Below are 16,124 nucleotides of genomic sequence, written 5' to 3'. Positions count from 1 at the left end.
CGCGACCACCGTGGGTACTGTCACCCTTGATTCAACCAGCAGCGCCGGTATCACCATTGCTGGCACCGCGCCCGCCAGTGCCGGTTTCACTGCAAGCACAACCCTTGCCACAGCGACCAAGATCTCTTCGATGAATGTGCTGACTGCCAGCGCAGCCACCGCAGCGCTGGGTACGATTGACGGCGCCCTGTCCACAGTGAGTGCTTCGCGTGCTTCGCTCGGTGCCTATCAAAACCGTTTCACTTCGGTGGTGACCAGCCTGCAAACGACGTCGGAAAACTTGTCCGCCTCGCGTAGCCGGATTCAGGATGCCGACTTCGCGGCGGAAACGGCCAACCTGTCCCGTTCACAGGTTCTGCAACAAGCTGGTACCGCCATGGTGGCGCAGGCGAACCAGTTGCCACAAGGTGTGCTGGCGCTGTTGCGCTAAAGGTAATCAGGGCAGGCGCTGAACCCGGATTAAGAAGTTAAGGGGTTCGCAACCGAAGGCGACGACAGTCTGACTGTCGTCGCTTTTTTATTGGCCATTTTTTACAATTTCCCAAAATGGAAGATTTACTTTATGCGGATTGTGGCCAAGAGTACCTTGGTCAAATTTTGGTGTCAGCCGCAATGTGCCGATTCAAAAGGTGCTTTGCAAAGCTGGTTTGACGAGGCGATGAAGGCAAACAGGCTGACCCCTCAGAACATGAAGGCGCAGTACAGCAGCGCAAGCATTTGTGGCAACAACAGGGTGGTGTTCAACATTGCGGGGAACAAATACCGCTTGGTCGTGGAGGCTCAATATCGAGCCGCGATAGTCTGGGTGAAGTTTTTGGGAACCCATGCGCGGTATGACCAAATTAACCTGGAGAGAGTCAATGAATATTGAGCCAGTCCGAACCGATGACGACTTGCGCGCTGCGTTCAAGCGACTGGAGCCGATATTTCAGGCGCAAGAGGGGACGCCAGCGGCGGACGAGATGGAAATTCTTGTCACGCTCATGGAAGCCTATGAACACAGGCATTTCCCGATAGGCCTTGCTGATCCGGTTCAGGCCATCAAATTCAGAATGGAGCAGCAAGGGCTCACCCCCAAGGACCTGAGCCCTACATTGACTCAAGTGGTCGAGTTTCCGAAGAGCTGAGCCGGAAGCGTCGGCTCAGTCTGCAAATGGTGAAGCGCTTGCACGCCGGATTGCATATTCCCTATGAAAGCCTGTTGGCTGCGAGTGCTTAACTTTTTCGCGGGTCTGCCGATATAGATGGACGAGTCGGCCTTTTGCCGAGGCTGCGGCACACGCCAAATGCGCGTGGATTGCCGGCCTTATGCAGTGTTTGTCCTTGGTGCTTGCTGGCGATAATCTTGTGTGTTCGCTTTGTTCGGGAGGTTTGTATGGCTACCATTTCATCAACTGGCATTGGCAGTGGGCTGGACGTCAACAGCATTGTTTCTCAATTGGTCGCGCTGGAGAAGTCGCCACTTAAAACGCTGGCCCTCAAGGCGACCAATGTGCAGTCCCAGATTTCGGCCTTTGGCGAGATTCAGTCGCAGTTTGCCGCACTGACCGATGTGGCCAGCCGAATCTCCGTGGCGAGCACATGGGGTGCGCGCAACGCTGCATCGTCCAACACCAGTGCCGCCACCATCACGGCGACGGGTACGGCCAATGCCACCTCCTTCAGTCTGGATGTCGATCAGCTGGCGCAATCGCAATCGGGTTCATCAGCTGCTGTGGCGCCCGGCACCATGCCAGGTGCGGGCACGCTGACGCTGCAACTGGGCACGTGGAGTGCGGGTGGTGCGGCATTTACACCCGGCGCGGCGGCCAGTGTGAATGTGACGGTCGAGGCGACCGACACCATTGCCACGATTGCCGCCAAGATTAATGGCACGAATGCTGGCGTGGTGGCATCTGTCTTCAATGACGGAACCAATGAGCGCCTGCTGCTACAGTCCAAGAGTACGGGTGCTGCGGCGGGTTTCAGAATGACGGTTGCCGACGCTGATGCAACCAACAATGACAATGCGGGTTTGTCGCAGCTTGCGTTCGATCCTGCGACTGTTGATCCGTTAACCGGTTTGGCTTCTGGCATGGCTACAGCGGGTATTCCGGTGCAGTATGCCCAAGACGCGAAGGCCCGCATTAACGGTCTGGCCGTCACCTCGGCTACCAACACGCTGGCTGACAACATTCCGGGTGTCACTATCAAGTTGGTTGCGACAACCACCACCAGCTATGGCCTCCCGGGTGAGCTCAAGTCACCGCTCACCATGGCGATCAGCGAAGACGTGACGCCAGCTGTCAAAAATGTGTCGGACTTTGTGACCGCTTACAACAAGCTGAATAAGTCGCTGACTGATTTAACGAGATACGACGCTGCCACCAAGACGGCGGGGCTGTTCCAGGGCGATTCCTCGGTCGTGGGGCTGCAAAACATATTGCGCAATATGCTCGGCTCTGCCAGCCTGGGTGCCAGTTCTCAGCGCTTGTCAGATATGGGGCTTGAGCGCCAGCTGGACGGCTCGCTGACCATCAATACCCCCAAGCTGAGCGCCGCTGCCAATAACGGCACGACCTTGCAGCAGCTTTTTACCAATAACAACAGCAACCCGTTGACCAACGGCTTTGCCTTGAAATTCAGGGATCTGGGGCGTGGCGTAGCGGCAAGCGGTGGTTCAGTCACAAATAAGGCGGCGGCGCTACAAAAAAATCTTGACAGCAACACCAAAGAACAAACCAAAGTGAATGACCGCGCAGCCCTGTTCGAAACCCGTTTGCGCAAGCAGTACAGCGCCCTGGACGCCCAGATGGCGCAACTGAACGCCCTTAACGCTTATGTGACTCAGCAGGTGGCGACCTGGAACAAGTCCACCGCCTAAACAACCTCTTTCCACTGTACAAATTTGCTTGAGTTACGCGCTGACATGCCGATAAATAAAGTAACAAACAAAATGGAACGCAGCATGTTTACTTCAGTCAGTTCTCGCTCAGCTTCTGCCTATCAACGGGTCAGCGTGGAGACGGCGGTCAGCCAGGCCAGCCCGCACCAATTGGTCGCGATGCTGCTGGATGGCTTGCTCAAGAATGTGGGTGCTGCCCGCGCTGCTTTGAAGCGCGGTGATATTGCGGCCAAGGGCGAGAAGATCAACAAGGCCGTGCGCATCATTGACGAGGCGCTCAAGCCGGCCTTGAACCTGACGCAAGGTGGCGACATTGCCGCCAATCTCAATGGTTTGTATGGCTACTGTGCGCTTCGGCTCACGGAAGCTAATCTGCGCAATGACGATGCCGCCCTGGCCGATGTGATTCGTGTGATCGAACCGCTGGCCGATGGCTGGAAGCAGATTGGTGAGCAGGCTTCTGAGTTGCCGCCGTCTCACTAACGGGAGTACAGAAATGCCCCTCATGCTGATTGACTATTACAAAGCCATCGAAGACAGCAGCCTCAAAATGCTCAACGCCGCCAAAGACGAAGACTGGGAGCAAGTGGTGCGCTTTGAGGGTGCCTGTGCCGTGTTGATCGAGCAATTGCGTGTGCGGGGTAGCAACGAGCAATTGTTGCCTGAGCAGCGCACCGAAAAGACCCGCATCATGCAGCGCATCCTGCACAACGATGCCCAGATTCGCTACCTGGCCGAGCCGTGGCTCACGCACTGCGAACAAAATCTGGACGGGCAGCGCCAGTTCTTGCATTAGAAACTACTATTTTAATAGCTGTTTAATCAATGGATACGAGGGCTGGAGGCTGATTTCTTTCGAAAAAAGTCGAACCTGCCACGCAGCCAAACTTGCGCCGGCAAGCTGGTGGTGTTCCCATGCTGGCGCAGGCCAAACAGGTACCACACGGCGTGCGTGCTGGCCCTGTTAACCCAAGCAGTGTCATTGCCTTTCGCCGCTCACACCGAAAAGTGGTCGCCTTTTTACTTTCGCGTTGTTAAAATTACAAATCAAAATAAAAACTTTCGATTTGTAAAAGATGATTCCACGGCTTGCTTCAGCAACGCTTGAGCGACTCGCCAAGGGCTTCCCCGTGGTTGCACTTGCCGGGCCTAGGCAGTCGGGCAAAACCACACTGGCGCGCACCTTGTTCGCCAACAAGCCCTACGTGTCACTTGAAAACCCGGACGAGCGAGAGTTTGCTCAGACAGATCCACGTCGTTTTTTGGCGCGTTTCCCCGATGGGGCCATTTTGGACGAGGTGCAGCGTTGCCCGGCCCTGCTGTCGTGGCTGCAGCGGTGGGTGGATGAGCGCCAGCGCATGGGCGATTTCGTGCTCACCGGGTCGGCGCAGTTTGACCTCATGGCTGGCATGACGCAATCGCTGGCAGGGCGTGTGGGCCGGGTCGAATTGTTGCCGCTCAGTGCCGCTGAATTGGGCGCTGCCCACTTGCCAGCGACCTTGGATGCCTTGCTTTTGACCGGCTGTTACCCCGCTCTTTACGACCGCGACTTGGCCCCGGCCGACTGGTTTCCCAACTACGTGGCGACTTATTTGGAGCGCGATGTGCGCCAGTTGTTAGCGGTACGGGATTTGGGGCAGTTTCAACGCTTTGTGCGGATGTGCGCTGCTCGCTCGGGCCAGTTGCTCAACTTGGCATCGTTGGGGGCTGACTGCGGCATCTCCGCCGTCACGGCACGGCATTGGCTGAGCGTGCTGGAAACCAGTTATTTGGTGACGCGTCTGCCGCCCTATCACCGCAATTTTGGCAAACGCTTGGTGAAAACCCCCAAACTGTATTTTTTGGATGTTGGGTTGATGGCGTGGCTGCTCGGCATTCGTGACCTGGCAACTTTGCAGACGCACTCGGCACGCGGTGCTTTGTTTGAGACCTGGGTGGTGTCGGAGTTGCTCAAGCAGCGTTACAACGCCGGGCAAAGCGCTGAGCTTTATTTCTGGCGCGACAGTACGGGCAACGAAGTCGACGTGGTGTTTGAAACCCCGCAAGGCCTGCAGGCCATTGAAATCAAATCGGGCAGCACGTTTGCATCAGACTGGCCCCAAGGCGTGCATAAGTGGCAAGCGCTGGCGGGTCTTGATGCCTTAACCCCGACGATAGTGTTCGGCGGCGAAGGGCGATATGCCCGCCAAGGCTGTGAAGTTCGAGGTTGGCGCGAAGCGTTTCTGGGAGAATAGTCGGCAGCGGCACTGGCCATTTCTACCGCCAGACCTGTGTACGAGAGCCTGCGTCAAGGCGTTATTGCCCGGATACCTGTCGCATTCGAGCCGTCCCGCCTATTTCCTGTTTGAGCTGGTGAGATTCCAAGGTGGTCGTGACCGGGGGTGCGCGCCCCTAGCCAGGCGCGCTAGGCGCCAAGGTGCAGCATTTCACAGCCAGCCGGTGCTTAGGATGGGGCTAAAATTTTAGGGGTAGAATTCGCCACTTCACTGAGCTACGCTGTAGTTTCAGCCAGAAAAAGTCATTTAAAGTCAATGACTTACCATGCGGGTGTAGTTCAATGGTAGAACGGCAGCTTCCCAAGCTTCATACGAGGGTTCGATTCCCTTCACCCGCTCCACATCTCGCCAAGCTATTGATTTAAATGCATAAATCAAGAATCGCCTGCCCCGATACAGCACACTCATACAAAGGTGTGCCATGCAGAATCTTTTCCGCCGACCTTCCGGCATCTACGTTCTTCGCATTGTCGTCCCTGCCCAGCTTCGCCAAGTCTACCGAAAACGCGAGGTCATCGCATCGACTGAGCGGCGGCAATCGACCGTCGTATCGCACCCTATTGCGGCACCATCCTGAGTTCGAGCTTGCAGCCAACGGCCTGCGCGTATTTCCGAAGCGTGGTCAGTGAAGGCGCATGGCTGTGGGACGCCAGAGAAGCCTCTACCCGGGCGAGGGACGACTGCTTTACTCCCATCAAATCAGCCACCTGGGCTTGCGTCAACCCCGCCCGCTTGCGGGCCTCCAAGAGCGCGTCGAGTGCGTCAAATTCTTCGGCCTGGGCATTCCAAGCGCGAGCGAATGCCGGGCTGGTCTGCTTCAGACGCGCCACTTCCGCGCCGGGGTCGAACGCGACCGGGGCGTAAGTATTGTTCGGTTGTGTAGCAGTTTTCATGATTTCAGCTCCTTCAAGCGATCATGGGCGATCGCCATTTCCTTCGCGGGTGTTTTATCGGTCTTTTTGATGAAGCCGTGCAACACCACAATGCGCTTGCCCACCATCGTGCAGTAAAACGCGCGGCCAATTCCTTCGCCCGCCTTCACTCGCACCTCGAACAGCCCATTCCCCATCGCCCTGGTGTGCGGCATCCCGAGGTCCGGGCCATGTTCCGTCATTCGCATCAACAAGGCCAAATACCTTGCCTTCAGTCCGACTGGCCACGCATCGAGGGATGCTTTGGCGTTGGCGTTGAAGTATTCAATCTGATAAGACACGGTTAAATATAACATTCATGTTAATAAATTTCAAGTCCGTCTGCTGGTCGAGGGAACCAGTAGCCACCCTGCGTCATCGAGATGTCGAAACCTCTACGACGCCTCAATCGGCATTTGCAGTCGCTGCCGCGGCGACTGTGGAGCTACCCTGACGCAGGTACGAGTAAACGGTTTCCCGGCTGATCCCAAACTCCCGTGCTATCGCGGCTTTGGACTCCCCCGCTGCCGCGCGATAACTGATCTGGTTGATCTGTTCGGCATTCAGCGAGAATTTGCGCCTCTTGTAAACACCCTTGGTGGTGAAGTCGATACCCTGATTGCCTCATTGCAACGCGCCCGTGGGGCAGTTCCCGCTGTTGCTGCTCTGGAGGGTTGCGCTTTCCCTTCACCCGCTCCAGTCGATCAGTCCCCCCTACTCAACCTGTGGCTTCACGGGACTATCGGCCCCCAAAAATCATTTGCCGTGAAGATTTGAGAGCTTGAAGCCCCCGCTCGGCCCGGCAACGACTTCACCGCTTTCAGTCAGTTTCTTGATGGCCGCCGTCATGGACCCGAGGGGAATGCCAGTCGCATGCCCAACGGCGGTCTGATTGATCACGGTATAGTTTTTGGAGTCCAGCAGGGTCTTCAGGTGCTGCAGCAGTGTGGCGGCGTTGCCGCCGCGTTCCACCGGGCTCGTCGCTGTGCCAGTTGGTGTGATCGGGCGCGGGCTCGCTTGGGTCTTGGGCTTTCGGGGTTTAGAGGCTGCGGTTTTTTTCTTTCGCTTCGCCACCACATCAATCGTTGTCAAGTCAGGTTGACGGCGCAAGGCCGGCCCGACTGAAGCCGTCTTTGGCGCGGCAAGCGCGGGTGTGTCTCGCACGCTCGGCTGGTCGTCGGCGGTCAGTTCTGACGCGACGCGGTAGACCTTGTTGAGTTCCTCTTCGATCCCGCTGATCGTTTGCGAGAGTCGGGCGACCACCTTCCAGTTCTCGAACAGCGCGTCATTGCCCAGGCCGTAGGGGTTGGCGCTCATGGCAGCGTTCACCCGCGCTGCGTAGCCTTTGACCGCATTTTTGAGTTCGGTATCGGCCGCGTAGGCGGCGGCGCCAGCCTGTTGAATGGCTGACAGTGTTGCGCTGGAAAGTGACATGGGGAAATCCTTTGGGAGTGGGATGGTGATATGAGTTCGTGCTGGCTCACAACGCCTTTTGCACAACTGAACCCTTGAACAGATAAGGCAGGCTGGGTTGGTTGCGCGGCCTGGCATCGTCTTTGTTTTCTACACTGATGGCCAGTTGGGCGACGTCAACCAGCGTATTGTCGCTGGCCGGGAGTCGCACGGTCTTGCCGGTGCTTTGCAGAACGCCGAGTGCACGTGGCTGGCCGTTGGCGGGCAGCGCCCACAGTTGCATGCTGTCAGAACGGCCTTCGGTCAGGCTATTGAGACGCTGAATTTGCAGTGCGCCTTCTTGGGGGTCCAGCGTGATCAACATGGCTGGCGCCTGCTGGTTGTCGAGCAGCACTGCGATGTATTTGATTTGCGCGGTATGTTGCAGCTGGGCTTGCAGGTGATGAATCTGCGCCTTGAACTGTTCAAACATGCTCACGCCTGTGGCGGTGGCGACAGCAATGATCAGCAGGCAAGCAATGGTGGCCGCACGCCACCAGTCGATGTGCCCGCGCGGCGGCTCAAATGGCGTGGGGTCAAGCATCGAGATTGATGCGTTGGAACTTGCTGTCGCCCATGAATGTCCTTGGTGGGTGAATCTAAAACCTGCAGTTTGAAGCTGCAGACGGTTTCATCCTAACGCAAAAAATGCTGGTGCCTGCAGCGGTCTTGGAGTGCATAGCTGGAATTTTGTCCCATTAACGACGGGCTTCCAGTCAGGGTTGATCTGGGTCAAAAGAGGAGTGCAAAAGGACGGCTAGCATGCAATCTTGGAGGCCGTCATGTTCGATCAACCTATTAAAAGCATCATGGAGCGGAAGAAATTTCTGACTGCTCCGCCAGAAACCACCGTCAGCAACGCCGCTAGGTTGATGGCTGAGAGGAACGTGGGCGCTGTCCTGGTGGTCGCCGAGGAGCACCTGCTTGGCATTTTTACCGAGCGCGATGCGGTTTTCCGCGTGATTGCCAAGGGGCGCGATGCCAACACCACGCAGCTCACCGAGGTCATGACCGTGGAGCCCAAAACGCTGGAGCCGGGCAAGACCTACGGACACGCGCTGCTGATCATGCAAGAGAACGGTTTTCGTCATGTGCCGGTGGTGGAGAACGGCCGCCCGGTGGGCATCATCTCGTCGCGCAATGCGATGGACCCGGACCTGGAAGAGTACGTTTTTGAAGCGCGGCGGCGCGAACACCTGCGCTAGCTCGCTCCCGGAATAAAAGCTACTTCACATTGCATTCGCGCCGTAAGAGCGCGAGTGCGTCTTTCAGTTCGTAGTCGTAATCACTTTGCAGCGTCGGCTGGGCTTCATCGCAGAAGGTCAGCCACATCTGAATATAGTCGTCCTGATGCTGTGCGGGGGCATGGGTTCGGATGTACTGGCTGGCCAGATCGGGGCTGAGGCCGGTTTTTCGGATCTTGCGAACCAGCGTGACCGCCCCTTTTTCGGTCAACAGCGTCTTGGGCGTGCTAGCGCTGGCAATGCACAAAAACAGGGTGATCAGCGAGCCTTCGTCGTCGTGTCCACCGATGATCTTGTGCCAGGCCAGTGACGCCGAGCGGTCATAGTCATCAACCTCGCTCAAACTGTCTTCGAGCCAGAAATACCGACCCACGAAGGCCGGCGTCTGGTTAAACAATTTTCTGACGGGGACCGTGGTGTCCAGAATTCTGGGCAAATCAGCCCGCACCGACTGCTGCACTTTTTGCAGCACGGCCGCGAACTGGCTGGGCAGCTTGGGTGGCGCATTGATCGGGAACAGGCTGGCCACGTCAGCCGCCCCGTCATACTTTTTGCGCAGCGCCAACACCATCTTTTCAAACCCGACCCAATCGGGCATCGTGCGGCCTCCGCTGGCCAGCGTCAACAGCGCGGTGCGGATCACGGCCTCGGCGTCGGGGCCAGCGTCTTCCAGTTCGTCGGCCTCCAGGCCCAACGCGCCCGCCAACCAGATCGCCGCATCCATCACCTGCGCCACTTGGCTGCGCTTGTCCAGTTCGGCCTGGTAGTCGCTCAGGCTGGCCAGCGACCATTTGGCGAGCAGCGGAATCTTGTCATCGCTGAAACCGGTGCGTTCGTTCATGCCGAAGTGGCTGTTTTGCGGCATCGCCAGCAAAGCCTTGAGCAGGTCGGAGCCGCCCTTGGAGCGAGATAGAAACGAGTGATCGCGCAGCGATTCGGCAGCCAGTCGCAGGTCGCCGCCGCTGCTGTGCTCCAGGTAGAGGCTGACCAGATTGATGATGCGATCTTTGGCTTTTTCCAGCTCCGGGCGCAAGAACTCGGTGCCGAAGTAGCGCGCAATTTGCACCATGCCTTTGGGCGCCTCGTTGCCAATGGCATCGAGTTTCTGCTGGTCGATGATGCCGTGTTGCACGCCAAACAGCAGTGCCTTTTCAAAGAATGGGCGCGTGTCATAGAGCGAAACGGACGACGGTGGGGCGAGGGACGCGGCAGCGCCGGCAGACTGTGGCATGGTGACGTAAGGCGCTGGGTTCTCGTGGTGCTTAGATCGCGGATTCTTCGTCGGACTCAAGCGCCGCCGGTGTCGCTTTGCCGCGGTCGGTGTCGCCGGTTTCGACCTTGCCGTCATCGTCGGGCATTTCCTCTTCCTCGCCGAGTCCGGCCTCAAACGCACGTGCCTTGGCGCGCAGCACCAGCAGCATTTCAATGAACAGGTCCGGGCACTGGTAGCGCAGGAGCCAGGCCAGCTCCATCCAGTCGTGGTCGGCCACTTCGTCCTGTTCGATGCGCGGCTGCACATAGGCCGAGGCCAGCAGGGCCGTCTCGGACAGGATCTGGCCGTCGTCGTCGACGGCATCAAAGCTGCCGGTGCGGGCAAAGGCTTCAATGCGGCTCCATTTTTCTTCAAAATAGTCGGCCAGCGCCTCGGCGCCACCTTCGAGGTCGCCCATCGCGTTCAAGAACTCAAGGGGATCCGCCTCATCCCGGAAGATGATCGAATTGACCATGCCGCGCAGGTGGCTGCGGGTCAGGTCCTTGTACTGCTTTTCAATCACCACCGCGTGGGCAAACTGCTTGGGCGTCACCAACAGATTGATGACTGACTCCTTGGAATTGTCGTATTCGCGGATCACCGCCAGGATGTCTTTGGCAGGCAGTTGCTCCAACACCAGCATCAGCGCTGAATCGCCCTCGGTGTCGGCCAACTCGACCAGGGCGGCTTCGGCGCCGACGATGTCGCCTGATGCAATCAGGCTCTGGGTTTTGGTGATGAGGGCAAGGTGGTTCATTTTTTTTTAGGGTTTCTTCTAGTCTTTGCGGTCGAAGCCCTGCTCGACCATCCAGTCGGCGCCGGCTTCTTCGCGCTTGCGGGCGACATTTTCTTCTTCAGCGTCCAGCGGGTTCATTTCTGGCTCAAGGTCTTCTTCGACCTCATCCTCGGGGTCGTGGATGCGGGCGGGCGCCGAAGCGGGCTTGTGGTGCATGTATTCCAGGGCGGCAGCGACGGTCAAGAACCAGTCGCCCATCGGCTCCTTGCGGATCGCCTGCACCAGCTCGTTCGTCCAGGGTGCCAGGTGGACCGCCTCGGCCAGAGCGTCCCAGTCGGGGAAATCTTCCGGCGCCAGGCTCAGCAGGTGCTCCATCATCGCGGGCGATTTGAACGTCAAACCCTGGTGCAGGACGACCGCCACCATCTCGGGGCTAAGCGCCATCATCTGCAGCAGGAACGCCAGTTCCTTGCGCCTTTGGGCCAGCCGCTGGCGCAGCACGTCGTGGCCTTCGGAGTCAAACCTCAAGTCGTCCAGCTCGGACTCATAGGCTGAGCGCAGGTTGCGGAAAAATGGTGAAATATTCATGGTCTTGGACTCTTTGTGTCTTGGGCATGGCGCAGCAACGGGTCAAAATAATGCTGCCAAATCTCGCGTGCGGTATCGAGCGGGTTGTCGAGCAGGTTGCGGCGTCGATTGTCGTCGTAAGCCTGGCGTTTGGCCGCATCAGAGAGCACTTCATACGCCTCTTGCACGGCGCGAAAACGCGCGGCGGCGTTGGCGGCGGCATTGCGGTCAGGGTGGTGCAGCGAGGCTTGTTGGCGAAAGGCCTTTTTAATGTCGGCCAACGTCGCATCGCTGCGCAGGCCTAAGGTGGCGTAGTGGTCGGTCATGCGGGCTTTGAGGGTCTGAAGGCGCGCTGGTTCAGATCGCCGAGAGTTCTTCCCAGCGCGCCAGGGCCGCCAGCAGCTCTTCGTCAATCGCGGCGTCGCGCGCGTACAGCTCGGTCGCGCGGGCGGGGTCTTTGGCGTAGAGGGTGGTGTCGGTCAGCGTGGCGCGCAGGGCGGCCTGCTCCTGCTCCAGCACGTCAATTCTGGCCTGCAAGGTGTCGACCTCGCGCTGCGCCTTGTTGCTGAGTTTTTGCGCCGTCACGTTTTTCGTGTTGTCGTTGGACTTTATGCTCTTTTGGCCTCTAGCCCCCGTCTGCTGTGCGTTAGCAGCTATCAAATTAGCTGCAGCCTGAATCTCCTTGCTGCGTTTCGACTGGATCAGCCAATCCTGCACGCCGCCTTCGTACTCGCGCCACAGCCCGTCGCCGTCATAGGCAATGGTGCTGGTCACGACGTTGTCCAGAAAGGTGCGGTCGTGGCTGACCAGAAACACCGTGCCCGCGTAGTTTTGCAGCAGTTCTTCCAGCAGTTCCAGGGTTTCGATGTCCAGGTCGTTGGTCGGCTCGTCGAGCACCAGCACGTTGGCGGGCCGGGCGAACAGGCGCGCGAGCAGTAGCCGGTTGCGCTCGCCGCCTGAGAGCGAGCGCACGGGAGAGTTGGCGCGCGCCGGTGAAAACAGGAAGTCGCCCAGGTAGCTCTTGACGTGCTTGCGCTGGTTGCCAATCTCGATCCATTCGCTGCCCGGGCTGATGAAGTCCACCAGCGTGGCGTCAAGATCGAGCGCGTTGCGCATCTGGTCAAAGTAGGCGACCTGCAGGTTCGTGCCCGTGCGAACCTTGCCGCTGTCGGGCACCAATTCACCCAGAATGAGCTTGAGCAAGGTCGTCTTGCCCGCGCCATTGGGGCCGAGCAGGCCGATCTTGTCGCCGCGCAAAAGGGTGGCAGAAAAGTCCTTGATGATGACCTTGTCGCCGAAGGACAGGCTGACCTGCGTCAACTCGGCCACCAACTTGCCACTGACGGCGCCGGAGGCCACGTCCATTTTGACTTTGCCCACGGCGTCACGGTGCGCCTTGCGGCTGGCGCGCAGATTTTCCAGGCGCACGATGCGGCTCTCGCTGCGGGTGCGCCGCGCTTCCACACCTTTGCGGATCCAGATTTCTTCCTGCACCAGCAGTCGGTCGGCCTTGGCGCTGATGACCGCTTCCTGCGCCAGCTGATCTTCCTTGAGCAGCTGGTAGCGGGCGTAATTGCCGTCATAGGAACGCAGGATGCCGCGGTCCAGTTCGATGATGCGCGTCGCCACCCGGTCCAGAAAACTCCGGTCATGGGTGATGGCCACGACGCTGCCCTTGAAGCCGATCAGCAGGTCTTCGAGCCATTCGATCGAGTCCAGGTCGAGGTGGTTGGTGGGCTCGTCCAGCAGCAGCACGTCGGGCTCTGCCACCAGCGCTTGCGCCAGTGCGACCCGTTTCTTGGTGCCGCCCGAGAGCGTGCCAACGATGTCGTTCTCATTGAGATGCAGGCGGTGCAGCGTTTCCGTGACGCGCTGCTCCCAGTTCCAGCCGCCCAGCGCTTCAATCTGGCTTTGCAGGGCGTCAAGGTCGCCCACCCCCTCGCAATATTGATCAATTAGCGCGATAACCCCCGCAATGCCGGCGCTAGCAGCTACAAAAACAGTAGCGTCCTGGTCGAGCTGAGGCTCCTGCGCGACATAGGCCAGGCGCAGGTTTTGCTGCAATTGCAGCACGCCGTCATCGGCTTTTTCAAACCCGGCGAGGATTTTCAGAAAGGAGGTCTTGCCGGTGCCGTTGCGTCCAATCAGGCCGACGCGCTCGCCCGTTTCCAGTGCAAAGTCGGTGTGATCGAGTAAGGCCACGTGGCCGAAAGCCAGCTGCGCGTTGAGAAAGGTAATTAATGCCATAGGGGGAGGATTATCCCGCCCCCCGGCCTCAAGCGCGCTGCGCTGAGCCCGCTCACAGTCTTTTATTCAAGGGCTTTGCGGACCGGGCGTTGGGCTCATAGGTCTCTGGGGTGCCCGAACTTGAGGATGCGCGTCGCCAACAGGGTTTCGGCAAAAAAGCACAACAGCGCCACCAGGAAAAAAAGAACCCCCGACAGAAAACAAAACGTTGCGATGCGATAAATCTGCAGCTCGGTCGTTTCACCGAGAAACAAGACCACGATGGTCAGGCCGATCAAGATGGAGCAAAAGGTCAGAAGCGCAATGCAGGCGTTAACCAGTGCGCCGCGTTTACGCAGGCGCGCCAGCTCGACGTATTGCACCGTCATGGGGTTGTCTGCCGGGGCCGCCTCTATTCGATCTTCCAGCAGGCGCGCGCGGTCAATGATGCGCGCCAGTCGCCCCGCCACCGCGCCGATCATGCCGGATACGGCGGTCAGCAAAAACACCGGGGCGACGGCGAGCTGAATGCCGTGCGAGATGGTGGCGAGGTCGGTGGTAAAAAACATGGTGACTCCTTGGGCACGATTGGAAGGGCACTCAACAACGCATGGTTGCTCTGTTAATAGTAGCTGCTAACGACCGTCATATAAGGGCTACCGCCCTGTTTCATATAAATTTTCTGGCTGACCAGGCTACTCAACCTGCGGCCTGCAACGCCAGCCCTGCGTGCTCGCGCAGCGGGTGAAAGTGAATCTTGGGAAAACGCTCCTGCGCCAGCCGCACGTCGTACGGGCTGGTGCACAAATAGGCCAGCGTGTCAGCTGCATCGCGCGCCATGCGCTGCGGGTAGGCGTAAACAAAGTCTTTCAGTTCTTGGGGCGAGTCAGCGGTGATCCAGCGCGCGCCGGTGTACTGGCTGGGCTCCAGGCGGATGTCGGCGTCGTATTCACCTTTGAGCCGGTGCTGCACCACCTCAAACTGCAACTGGCCGATGGCCCCGAGCAGCATGTTGCCGCCCATCTCGGGCCGGAACACCTGAATGGCGCCTTCTTCACCGAGCTGCGCCAGCCCTTGCTGCAGCTGTTTGGTGCGCAGCGGGTTCCTCAGCACCACGGTCATGAACATCTCGGGCGCAAAGAACGGCAAACCGGTGAACAGCAGGTTCACCGAACCGTCGGTGATGGTGTCGCCCAGTTGCACGCCGCCGTGCGTGGTGAAGCCGATGATGTCGCCAGCGTAGGCCTCCTCGACCGCCTCGCGGCGCTGGCTCATGAAGGTCACCACGCTGGTGGGGCGCAGCTCCTTGCCGGTGCGCATGACTTTGAGTTTCAAGCCGGGCGTGTACTTGCCCGAGGCGATGCGCACAAAGGCGATGCGGTCGCGGTGGTTCGCATCCATATTGGCCTGCACCTTGAACACCACGCCTGAGAAAGCGTCGTCTTCGGGCTGCACCTGTTTGATGACCGGCTGTTTGTTGACCACGAACGAGCTGGTGCGCGGACCGGGTGAGGGCGCCAGGTCGACCAGCGCATCGAGCACCTCCATCACACCAAAGTTGTTTACACCCGAGCCGAAGAACACCGGGGTTTGCTTGCCCTCCAGAAAAGCCTCGCGGTCGAACGCAGGGGAGGCGCCGGTGGCCAGTTCCATGCTTTCCAGCGCGGTCAGCCACTCGCTGCCAAAACGGGCTTGCAGGGCAGCGGGGTCGGACAAGGGCATGGCGTCAAAGTCGTGCGGCAGGCGCTGACTGCCCGACTCAAACACCGTCATCACATGGGTGCGCAGGTTGATGATGCCGCCGAAGGTCTTGCCCTGGCCCACCGGCCAGGTCATGGGCACGCACGGCATGCCGAGCTCGCGCTCGACCTCGTCCAGAATGTCCAGCGGGTCGCGCACTTCGCGGTCCATCTTGTTGATGAAGGTGATGATCGGCGTGTTGCGCTGGCGGCAGACCTCGATCAGGCGGCGGGTCTGCGACTCGACGCCGTTGGCCGCGTCAATCACCATCAGCGCCGAGTCCACCGCCGTGAGCACGCGGTAGGTGTCCTCGGAGAAGTCCTTGTGGCCCGGGGTGTCGAGCAGGTTGATCACATGGTCGCGGTAGACCATTTGCATCACGCTAGAGGCCACCGAGATGCCGCGCTGCTTCTCGATTTCCATCCAGTCGCTGGTGGCGTGGCGCGTCGCTTTGCGGGCTTTCACCGAGCCTGCGATCTGGATCGCGCCCGAGAACAGCAACAGCTTTTCCGTCAGCGTGGTTTTACCCGCATCGGGGTGGGAGATGATGGCAAAGGTGCGGCGGCGACGGGTTTCGGCTTGGTAGGTCATGAATTTGGGCTGGAGGCGATCAGCTTGCGCCGCTCGTTCTGGAGACGTGCGCGCGCAGCGGCAGACGATGAAAGTCTGGAAAAGGTAGAATTATCGCCTTCCGAGGAGCGTTGCAGTTCACACATGTTGAACGAGGCTCGGACCGCATGCTTGGGCCTGATGGCCAAAGCATCGCATCAACCGCGCTCACCCACTGGTCTGTGGGGTGAGCCTTTTCCAAAAAGTTCTCCGCGCAGTTCAGTGCT

20 protein-coding genes, 1 tRNA gene, 1 pseudogene and 1 riboswitch are annotated in these 16,124 nt (G+C 59.0%); of the genes and pseudogenes, 10 read left to right on the top strand and 12 right to left on the bottom strand.

What is annotated here, in order from left to right; translation table 11 throughout:
• The 9 genes and pseudogenes from GZ093_RS08565 to GZ093_RS20835 all read left to right on the top strand — a co-directional run.
• Positions 1 to 430: flagellin (locus GZ093_RS08565; RefSeq protein WP_296484852.1), on the top strand; the 430-nt coding region annotated here is incomplete at its 5' end.
• A 132-nt stretch (positions 431 to 562) separates the two neighbouring features.
• The gene (locus GZ093_RS08560) at positions 563 to 871 is read left to right on the top strand and encodes a type II toxin-antitoxin system HigB family toxin (protein WP_296484860.1); all 309 of its coding nucleotides are present in this window, start codon (positions 563 to 565) and stop codon (positions 869 to 871) included.
• Positions 861 to 1,219, top strand: a pseudogene (locus GZ093_RS08555) (transcriptional regulator). The gene GZ093_RS08560 and the pseudogene GZ093_RS08555 overlap by 11 nt, the downstream one beginning before the upstream one ends.
• A gap of 156 nt (positions 1,220 to 1,375) precedes the next feature.
• Positions 1,376 to 2,863 carry a flagellar filament capping protein FliD gene (fliD, locus tag GZ093_RS08550; protein ID WP_296484845.1) on the top strand — a complete coding sequence of 496 codons (1,488 nt, stop codon included), beginning with the start codon at positions 1,376 to 1,378 and terminating at the stop codon, positions 2,861 to 2,863.
• A gap of 84 nt (positions 2,864 to 2,947) precedes the next feature.
• On the top strand, positions 2,948 to 3,367 hold the full coding sequence (gene fliS, locus GZ093_RS08545) for a flagellar export chaperone FliS (protein ID WP_296484844.1): 420 nt from the start codon (positions 2,948 to 2,950) through the stop codon (positions 3,365 to 3,367).
• Between the two features lie 13 nt (positions 3,368 to 3,380).
• On the top strand, positions 3,381 to 3,680 hold the full coding sequence (locus GZ093_RS08540) for a flagellar protein FliT (protein ID WP_296484841.1): 300 nt from the start codon (positions 3,381 to 3,383) through the stop codon (positions 3,678 to 3,680).
• 334 nt (positions 3,681 to 4,014) lie between these two features.
• Positions 4,015 to 5,118, top strand: a complete 1,104-nt coding sequence (locus GZ093_RS08535; protein WP_296484840.1) for an ATP-binding protein — start codon at positions 4,015 to 4,017, stop codon at positions 5,116 to 5,118.
• 309 nt (positions 5,119 to 5,427) lie between these two features.
• A tRNA-Gly gene (locus tag GZ093_RS08530) sits at positions 5,428 to 5,501 on the top strand.
• 80 nt (positions 5,502 to 5,581) lie between these two features.
• Complete coding sequence (locus GZ093_RS20835; protein WP_363260457.1) at positions 5,582 to 5,737, top strand: DUF6538 domain-containing protein; 156 nt, start codon at positions 5,582 to 5,584, stop codon at positions 5,735 to 5,737.
• Here the strand turns inward: GZ093_RS20835 and GZ093_RS08525 are convergent.
• The 5 genes from GZ093_RS08525 to GZ093_RS08505 form a co-directional block, all read right to left on the bottom strand.
• Positions 5,718 to 6,053: a helix-turn-helix transcriptional regulator gene (locus tag GZ093_RS08525; protein ID WP_296484837.1), complete on the bottom strand. Its 336-nt coding sequence runs from the start codon at positions 6,051 to 6,053 to the stop codon at positions 5,718 to 5,720. The two genes, GZ093_RS20835 and GZ093_RS08525, sit on opposite strands and share 20 nt — an antisense overlap.
• Positions 6,050 to 6,373: a type II toxin-antitoxin system RelE/ParE family toxin gene (locus GZ093_RS08520; RefSeq protein ID WP_296484834.1), complete on the bottom strand. Its 324-nt coding sequence runs from the start codon at positions 6,371 to 6,373 to the stop codon at positions 6,050 to 6,052. The genes GZ093_RS08525 and GZ093_RS08520 overlap by 4 nt, the downstream gene beginning before the upstream one ends.
• Positions 6,374 to 6,476: 103 nt before the next feature.
• The gene (locus GZ093_RS08515) at positions 6,477 to 6,638 is read right to left on the bottom strand and encodes a helix-turn-helix domain-containing protein (RefSeq protein ID WP_296484858.1); all 162 of its coding nucleotides are present in this window, start codon (positions 6,636 to 6,638) and stop codon (positions 6,477 to 6,479) included.
• Positions 6,639 to 6,827: 189 nt separating this feature from the next.
• The gene (locus GZ093_RS08510) at positions 6,828 to 7,505 is read right to left on the bottom strand and encodes a hypothetical protein (protein ID WP_296484831.1); all 678 of its coding nucleotides are present in this window, start codon (positions 7,503 to 7,505) and stop codon (positions 6,828 to 6,830) included.
• Between the two features lie 46 nt (positions 7,506 to 7,551).
• A complete protein-coding gene (locus tag GZ093_RS08505; protein WP_296484828.1) occupies positions 7,552 to 8,067 on the bottom strand; it encodes an anti-sigma factor in 516 nt (171 codons plus the stop codon).
• 238 nt (positions 8,068 to 8,305) lie between these two features.
• On the opposite strand from GZ093_RS08505, the gene GZ093_RS08500 reads away from it, so the two are divergent.
• A complete protein-coding gene (locus tag GZ093_RS08500) occupies positions 8,306 to 8,728 on the top strand; it encodes a CBS domain-containing protein (RefSeq protein ID WP_296484826.1) in 423 nt (140 codons plus the stop codon).
• 19 nt (positions 8,729 to 8,747) lie between these two features.
• Here GZ093_RS08500 and GZ093_RS08495 read toward each other — a convergent pair whose 3' ends face one another.
• The 7 genes from GZ093_RS08495 to GZ093_RS08465 form a co-directional block, all read right to left on the bottom strand.
• Entirely contained in the window at positions 8,748 to 9,998 is a 1,251-nt protein-coding gene (locus GZ093_RS08495; protein WP_296484823.1) for a hypothetical protein, read from the bottom strand.
• 31 nt (positions 9,999 to 10,029) lie between these two features.
• On the bottom strand, positions 10,030 to 10,776 hold the full coding sequence (locus tag GZ093_RS08490; RefSeq protein WP_296484821.1) for a hypothetical protein: 747 nt from the start codon (positions 10,774 to 10,776) through the stop codon (positions 10,030 to 10,032).
• An 18-nt stretch (positions 10,777 to 10,794) separates the two neighbouring features.
• Positions 10,795 to 11,343, bottom strand: coding sequence for a hypothetical protein (locus GZ093_RS08485; RefSeq protein ID WP_296484820.1), 549 nt, complete (start codon positions 11,341 to 11,343; stop codon positions 10,795 to 10,797).
• Entirely contained in the window at positions 11,340 to 11,648 is a 309-nt protein-coding gene (locus tag GZ093_RS08480) for a DnaJ domain-containing protein (protein ID WP_296484817.1), read from the bottom strand. The genes GZ093_RS08485 and GZ093_RS08480 overlap by 4 nt, the downstream gene beginning before the upstream one ends.
• Before the next feature lie 31 nt (positions 11,649 to 11,679).
• Positions 11,680 to 13,569: an ATP-binding cassette domain-containing protein gene (locus tag GZ093_RS08475; RefSeq protein ID WP_296484812.1), complete on the bottom strand. Its 1,890-nt coding sequence runs from the start codon at positions 13,567 to 13,569 to the stop codon at positions 11,680 to 11,682.
• 95 nt (positions 13,570 to 13,664) lie between these two features.
• Positions 13,665 to 14,117 (bottom strand): DUF2721 domain-containing protein, encoded by a 453-nt coding sequence (locus GZ093_RS08470; RefSeq protein WP_296484809.1) that lies wholly within the window; start codon positions 14,115 to 14,117, stop codon positions 13,665 to 13,667.
• A gap of 130 nt (positions 14,118 to 14,247) precedes the next feature.
• Positions 14,248 to 15,879: a peptide chain release factor 3 gene (locus tag GZ093_RS08465; protein WP_296484807.1), complete on the bottom strand. Its 1,632-nt coding sequence runs from the start codon at positions 15,877 to 15,879 to the stop codon at positions 14,248 to 14,250.
• Between the two features lie 96 nt (positions 15,880 to 15,975).
• A riboswitch (S-adenosyl-L-homocysteine riboswitch) is annotated at positions 15,976 to 16,074 on the top strand.
• Positions 16,075 to 16,124: the final 50 nt, after the last annotated feature.

The sequence above is a fragment of the Rhodoferax sp. genome (genome assembly GCF_010365055.1).
Taxonomy (GTDB): domain Bacteria; phylum Pseudomonadota; class Gammaproteobacteria; order Burkholderiales; family Burkholderiaceae_C; genus Rhodoferax.
The sequence above is the reverse complement of the archived record's forward strand: the minus strand, read 5'-3'. Positions and strand labels throughout refer to the sequence as shown.

What these genes read in the sequence shown, in the direction of transcription:
- GZ093_RS08560 (WP_296484860.1), top strand. Translation starts at nt 563, where the DNA reads ATGCGGATTGTGGCCAAGAGTACCTTGGTCAAATTTTGGTGTCAGCCG.
- GZ093_RS08510 (WP_296484831.1), bottom strand. Translation starts at nt 7,505, where the DNA reads ATGTCACTTTCCAGCGCAACACTGTCAGCCATTCAACAGGCTGGCGCC.
- GZ093_RS08475 (WP_296484812.1), bottom strand. Translation starts at nt 13,569, where the DNA reads ATGGCATTAATTACCTTTCTCAACGCGCAGCTGGCTTTCGGCCACGTG.
- GZ093_RS08525 (WP_296484837.1), bottom strand. Translation starts at nt 6,053, where the DNA reads ATGAAAACTGCTACACAACCGAACAATACTTACGCCCCGGTCGCGTTC.
- GZ093_RS08470 (WP_296484809.1), bottom strand. Translation starts at nt 14,117, where the DNA reads ATGTTTTTTACCACCGACCTCGCCACCATCTCGCACGGCATTCAGCTC.
- GZ093_RS08500 (WP_296484826.1), top strand. Translation starts at nt 8,306, where the DNA reads ATGTTCGATCAACCTATTAAAAGCATCATGGAGCGGAAGAAATTTCTG.
- GZ093_RS20835 (WP_363260457.1), top strand. Translation starts at nt 5,582, where the DNA reads ATGCAGAATCTTTTCCGCCGACCTTCCGGCATCTACGTTCTTCGCATT.
- fliS (WP_296484844.1), top strand. Translation starts at nt 2,948, where the DNA reads ATGTTTACTTCAGTCAGTTCTCGCTCAGCTTCTGCCTATCAACGGGTC.
- GZ093_RS08465 (WP_296484807.1), bottom strand. Translation starts at nt 15,879, where the DNA reads ATGACCTACCAAGCCGAAACCCGTCGCCGCCGCACCTTTGCCATCATC.
- GZ093_RS08480 (WP_296484817.1), bottom strand. Translation starts at nt 11,648, where the DNA reads ATGACCGACCACTACGCCACCTTAGGCCTGCGCAGCGATGCGACGTTG.
- GZ093_RS08505 (WP_296484828.1), bottom strand. Translation starts at nt 8,067, where the DNA reads ATGCTTGACCCCACGCCATTTGAGCCGCCGCGCGGGCACATCGACTGG.
- GZ093_RS08490 (WP_296484821.1), bottom strand. Translation starts at nt 10,776, where the DNA reads ATGAACCACCTTGCCCTCATCACCAAAACCCAGAGCCTGATTGCATCA.
- GZ093_RS08485 (WP_296484820.1), bottom strand. Translation starts at nt 11,343, where the DNA reads ATGAATATTTCACCATTTTTCCGCAACCTGCGCTCAGCCTATGAGTCC.
- GZ093_RS08495 (WP_296484823.1), bottom strand. Translation starts at nt 9,998, where the DNA reads ATGCCACAGTCTGCCGGCGCTGCCGCGTCCCTCGCCCCACCGTCGTCC.
- GZ093_RS08540 (WP_296484841.1), top strand. Translation starts at nt 3,381, where the DNA reads ATGCCCCTCATGCTGATTGACTATTACAAAGCCATCGAAGACAGCAGC.
- fliD (WP_296484845.1), top strand. Translation starts at nt 1,376, where the DNA reads ATGGCTACCATTTCATCAACTGGCATTGGCAGTGGGCTGGACGTCAAC.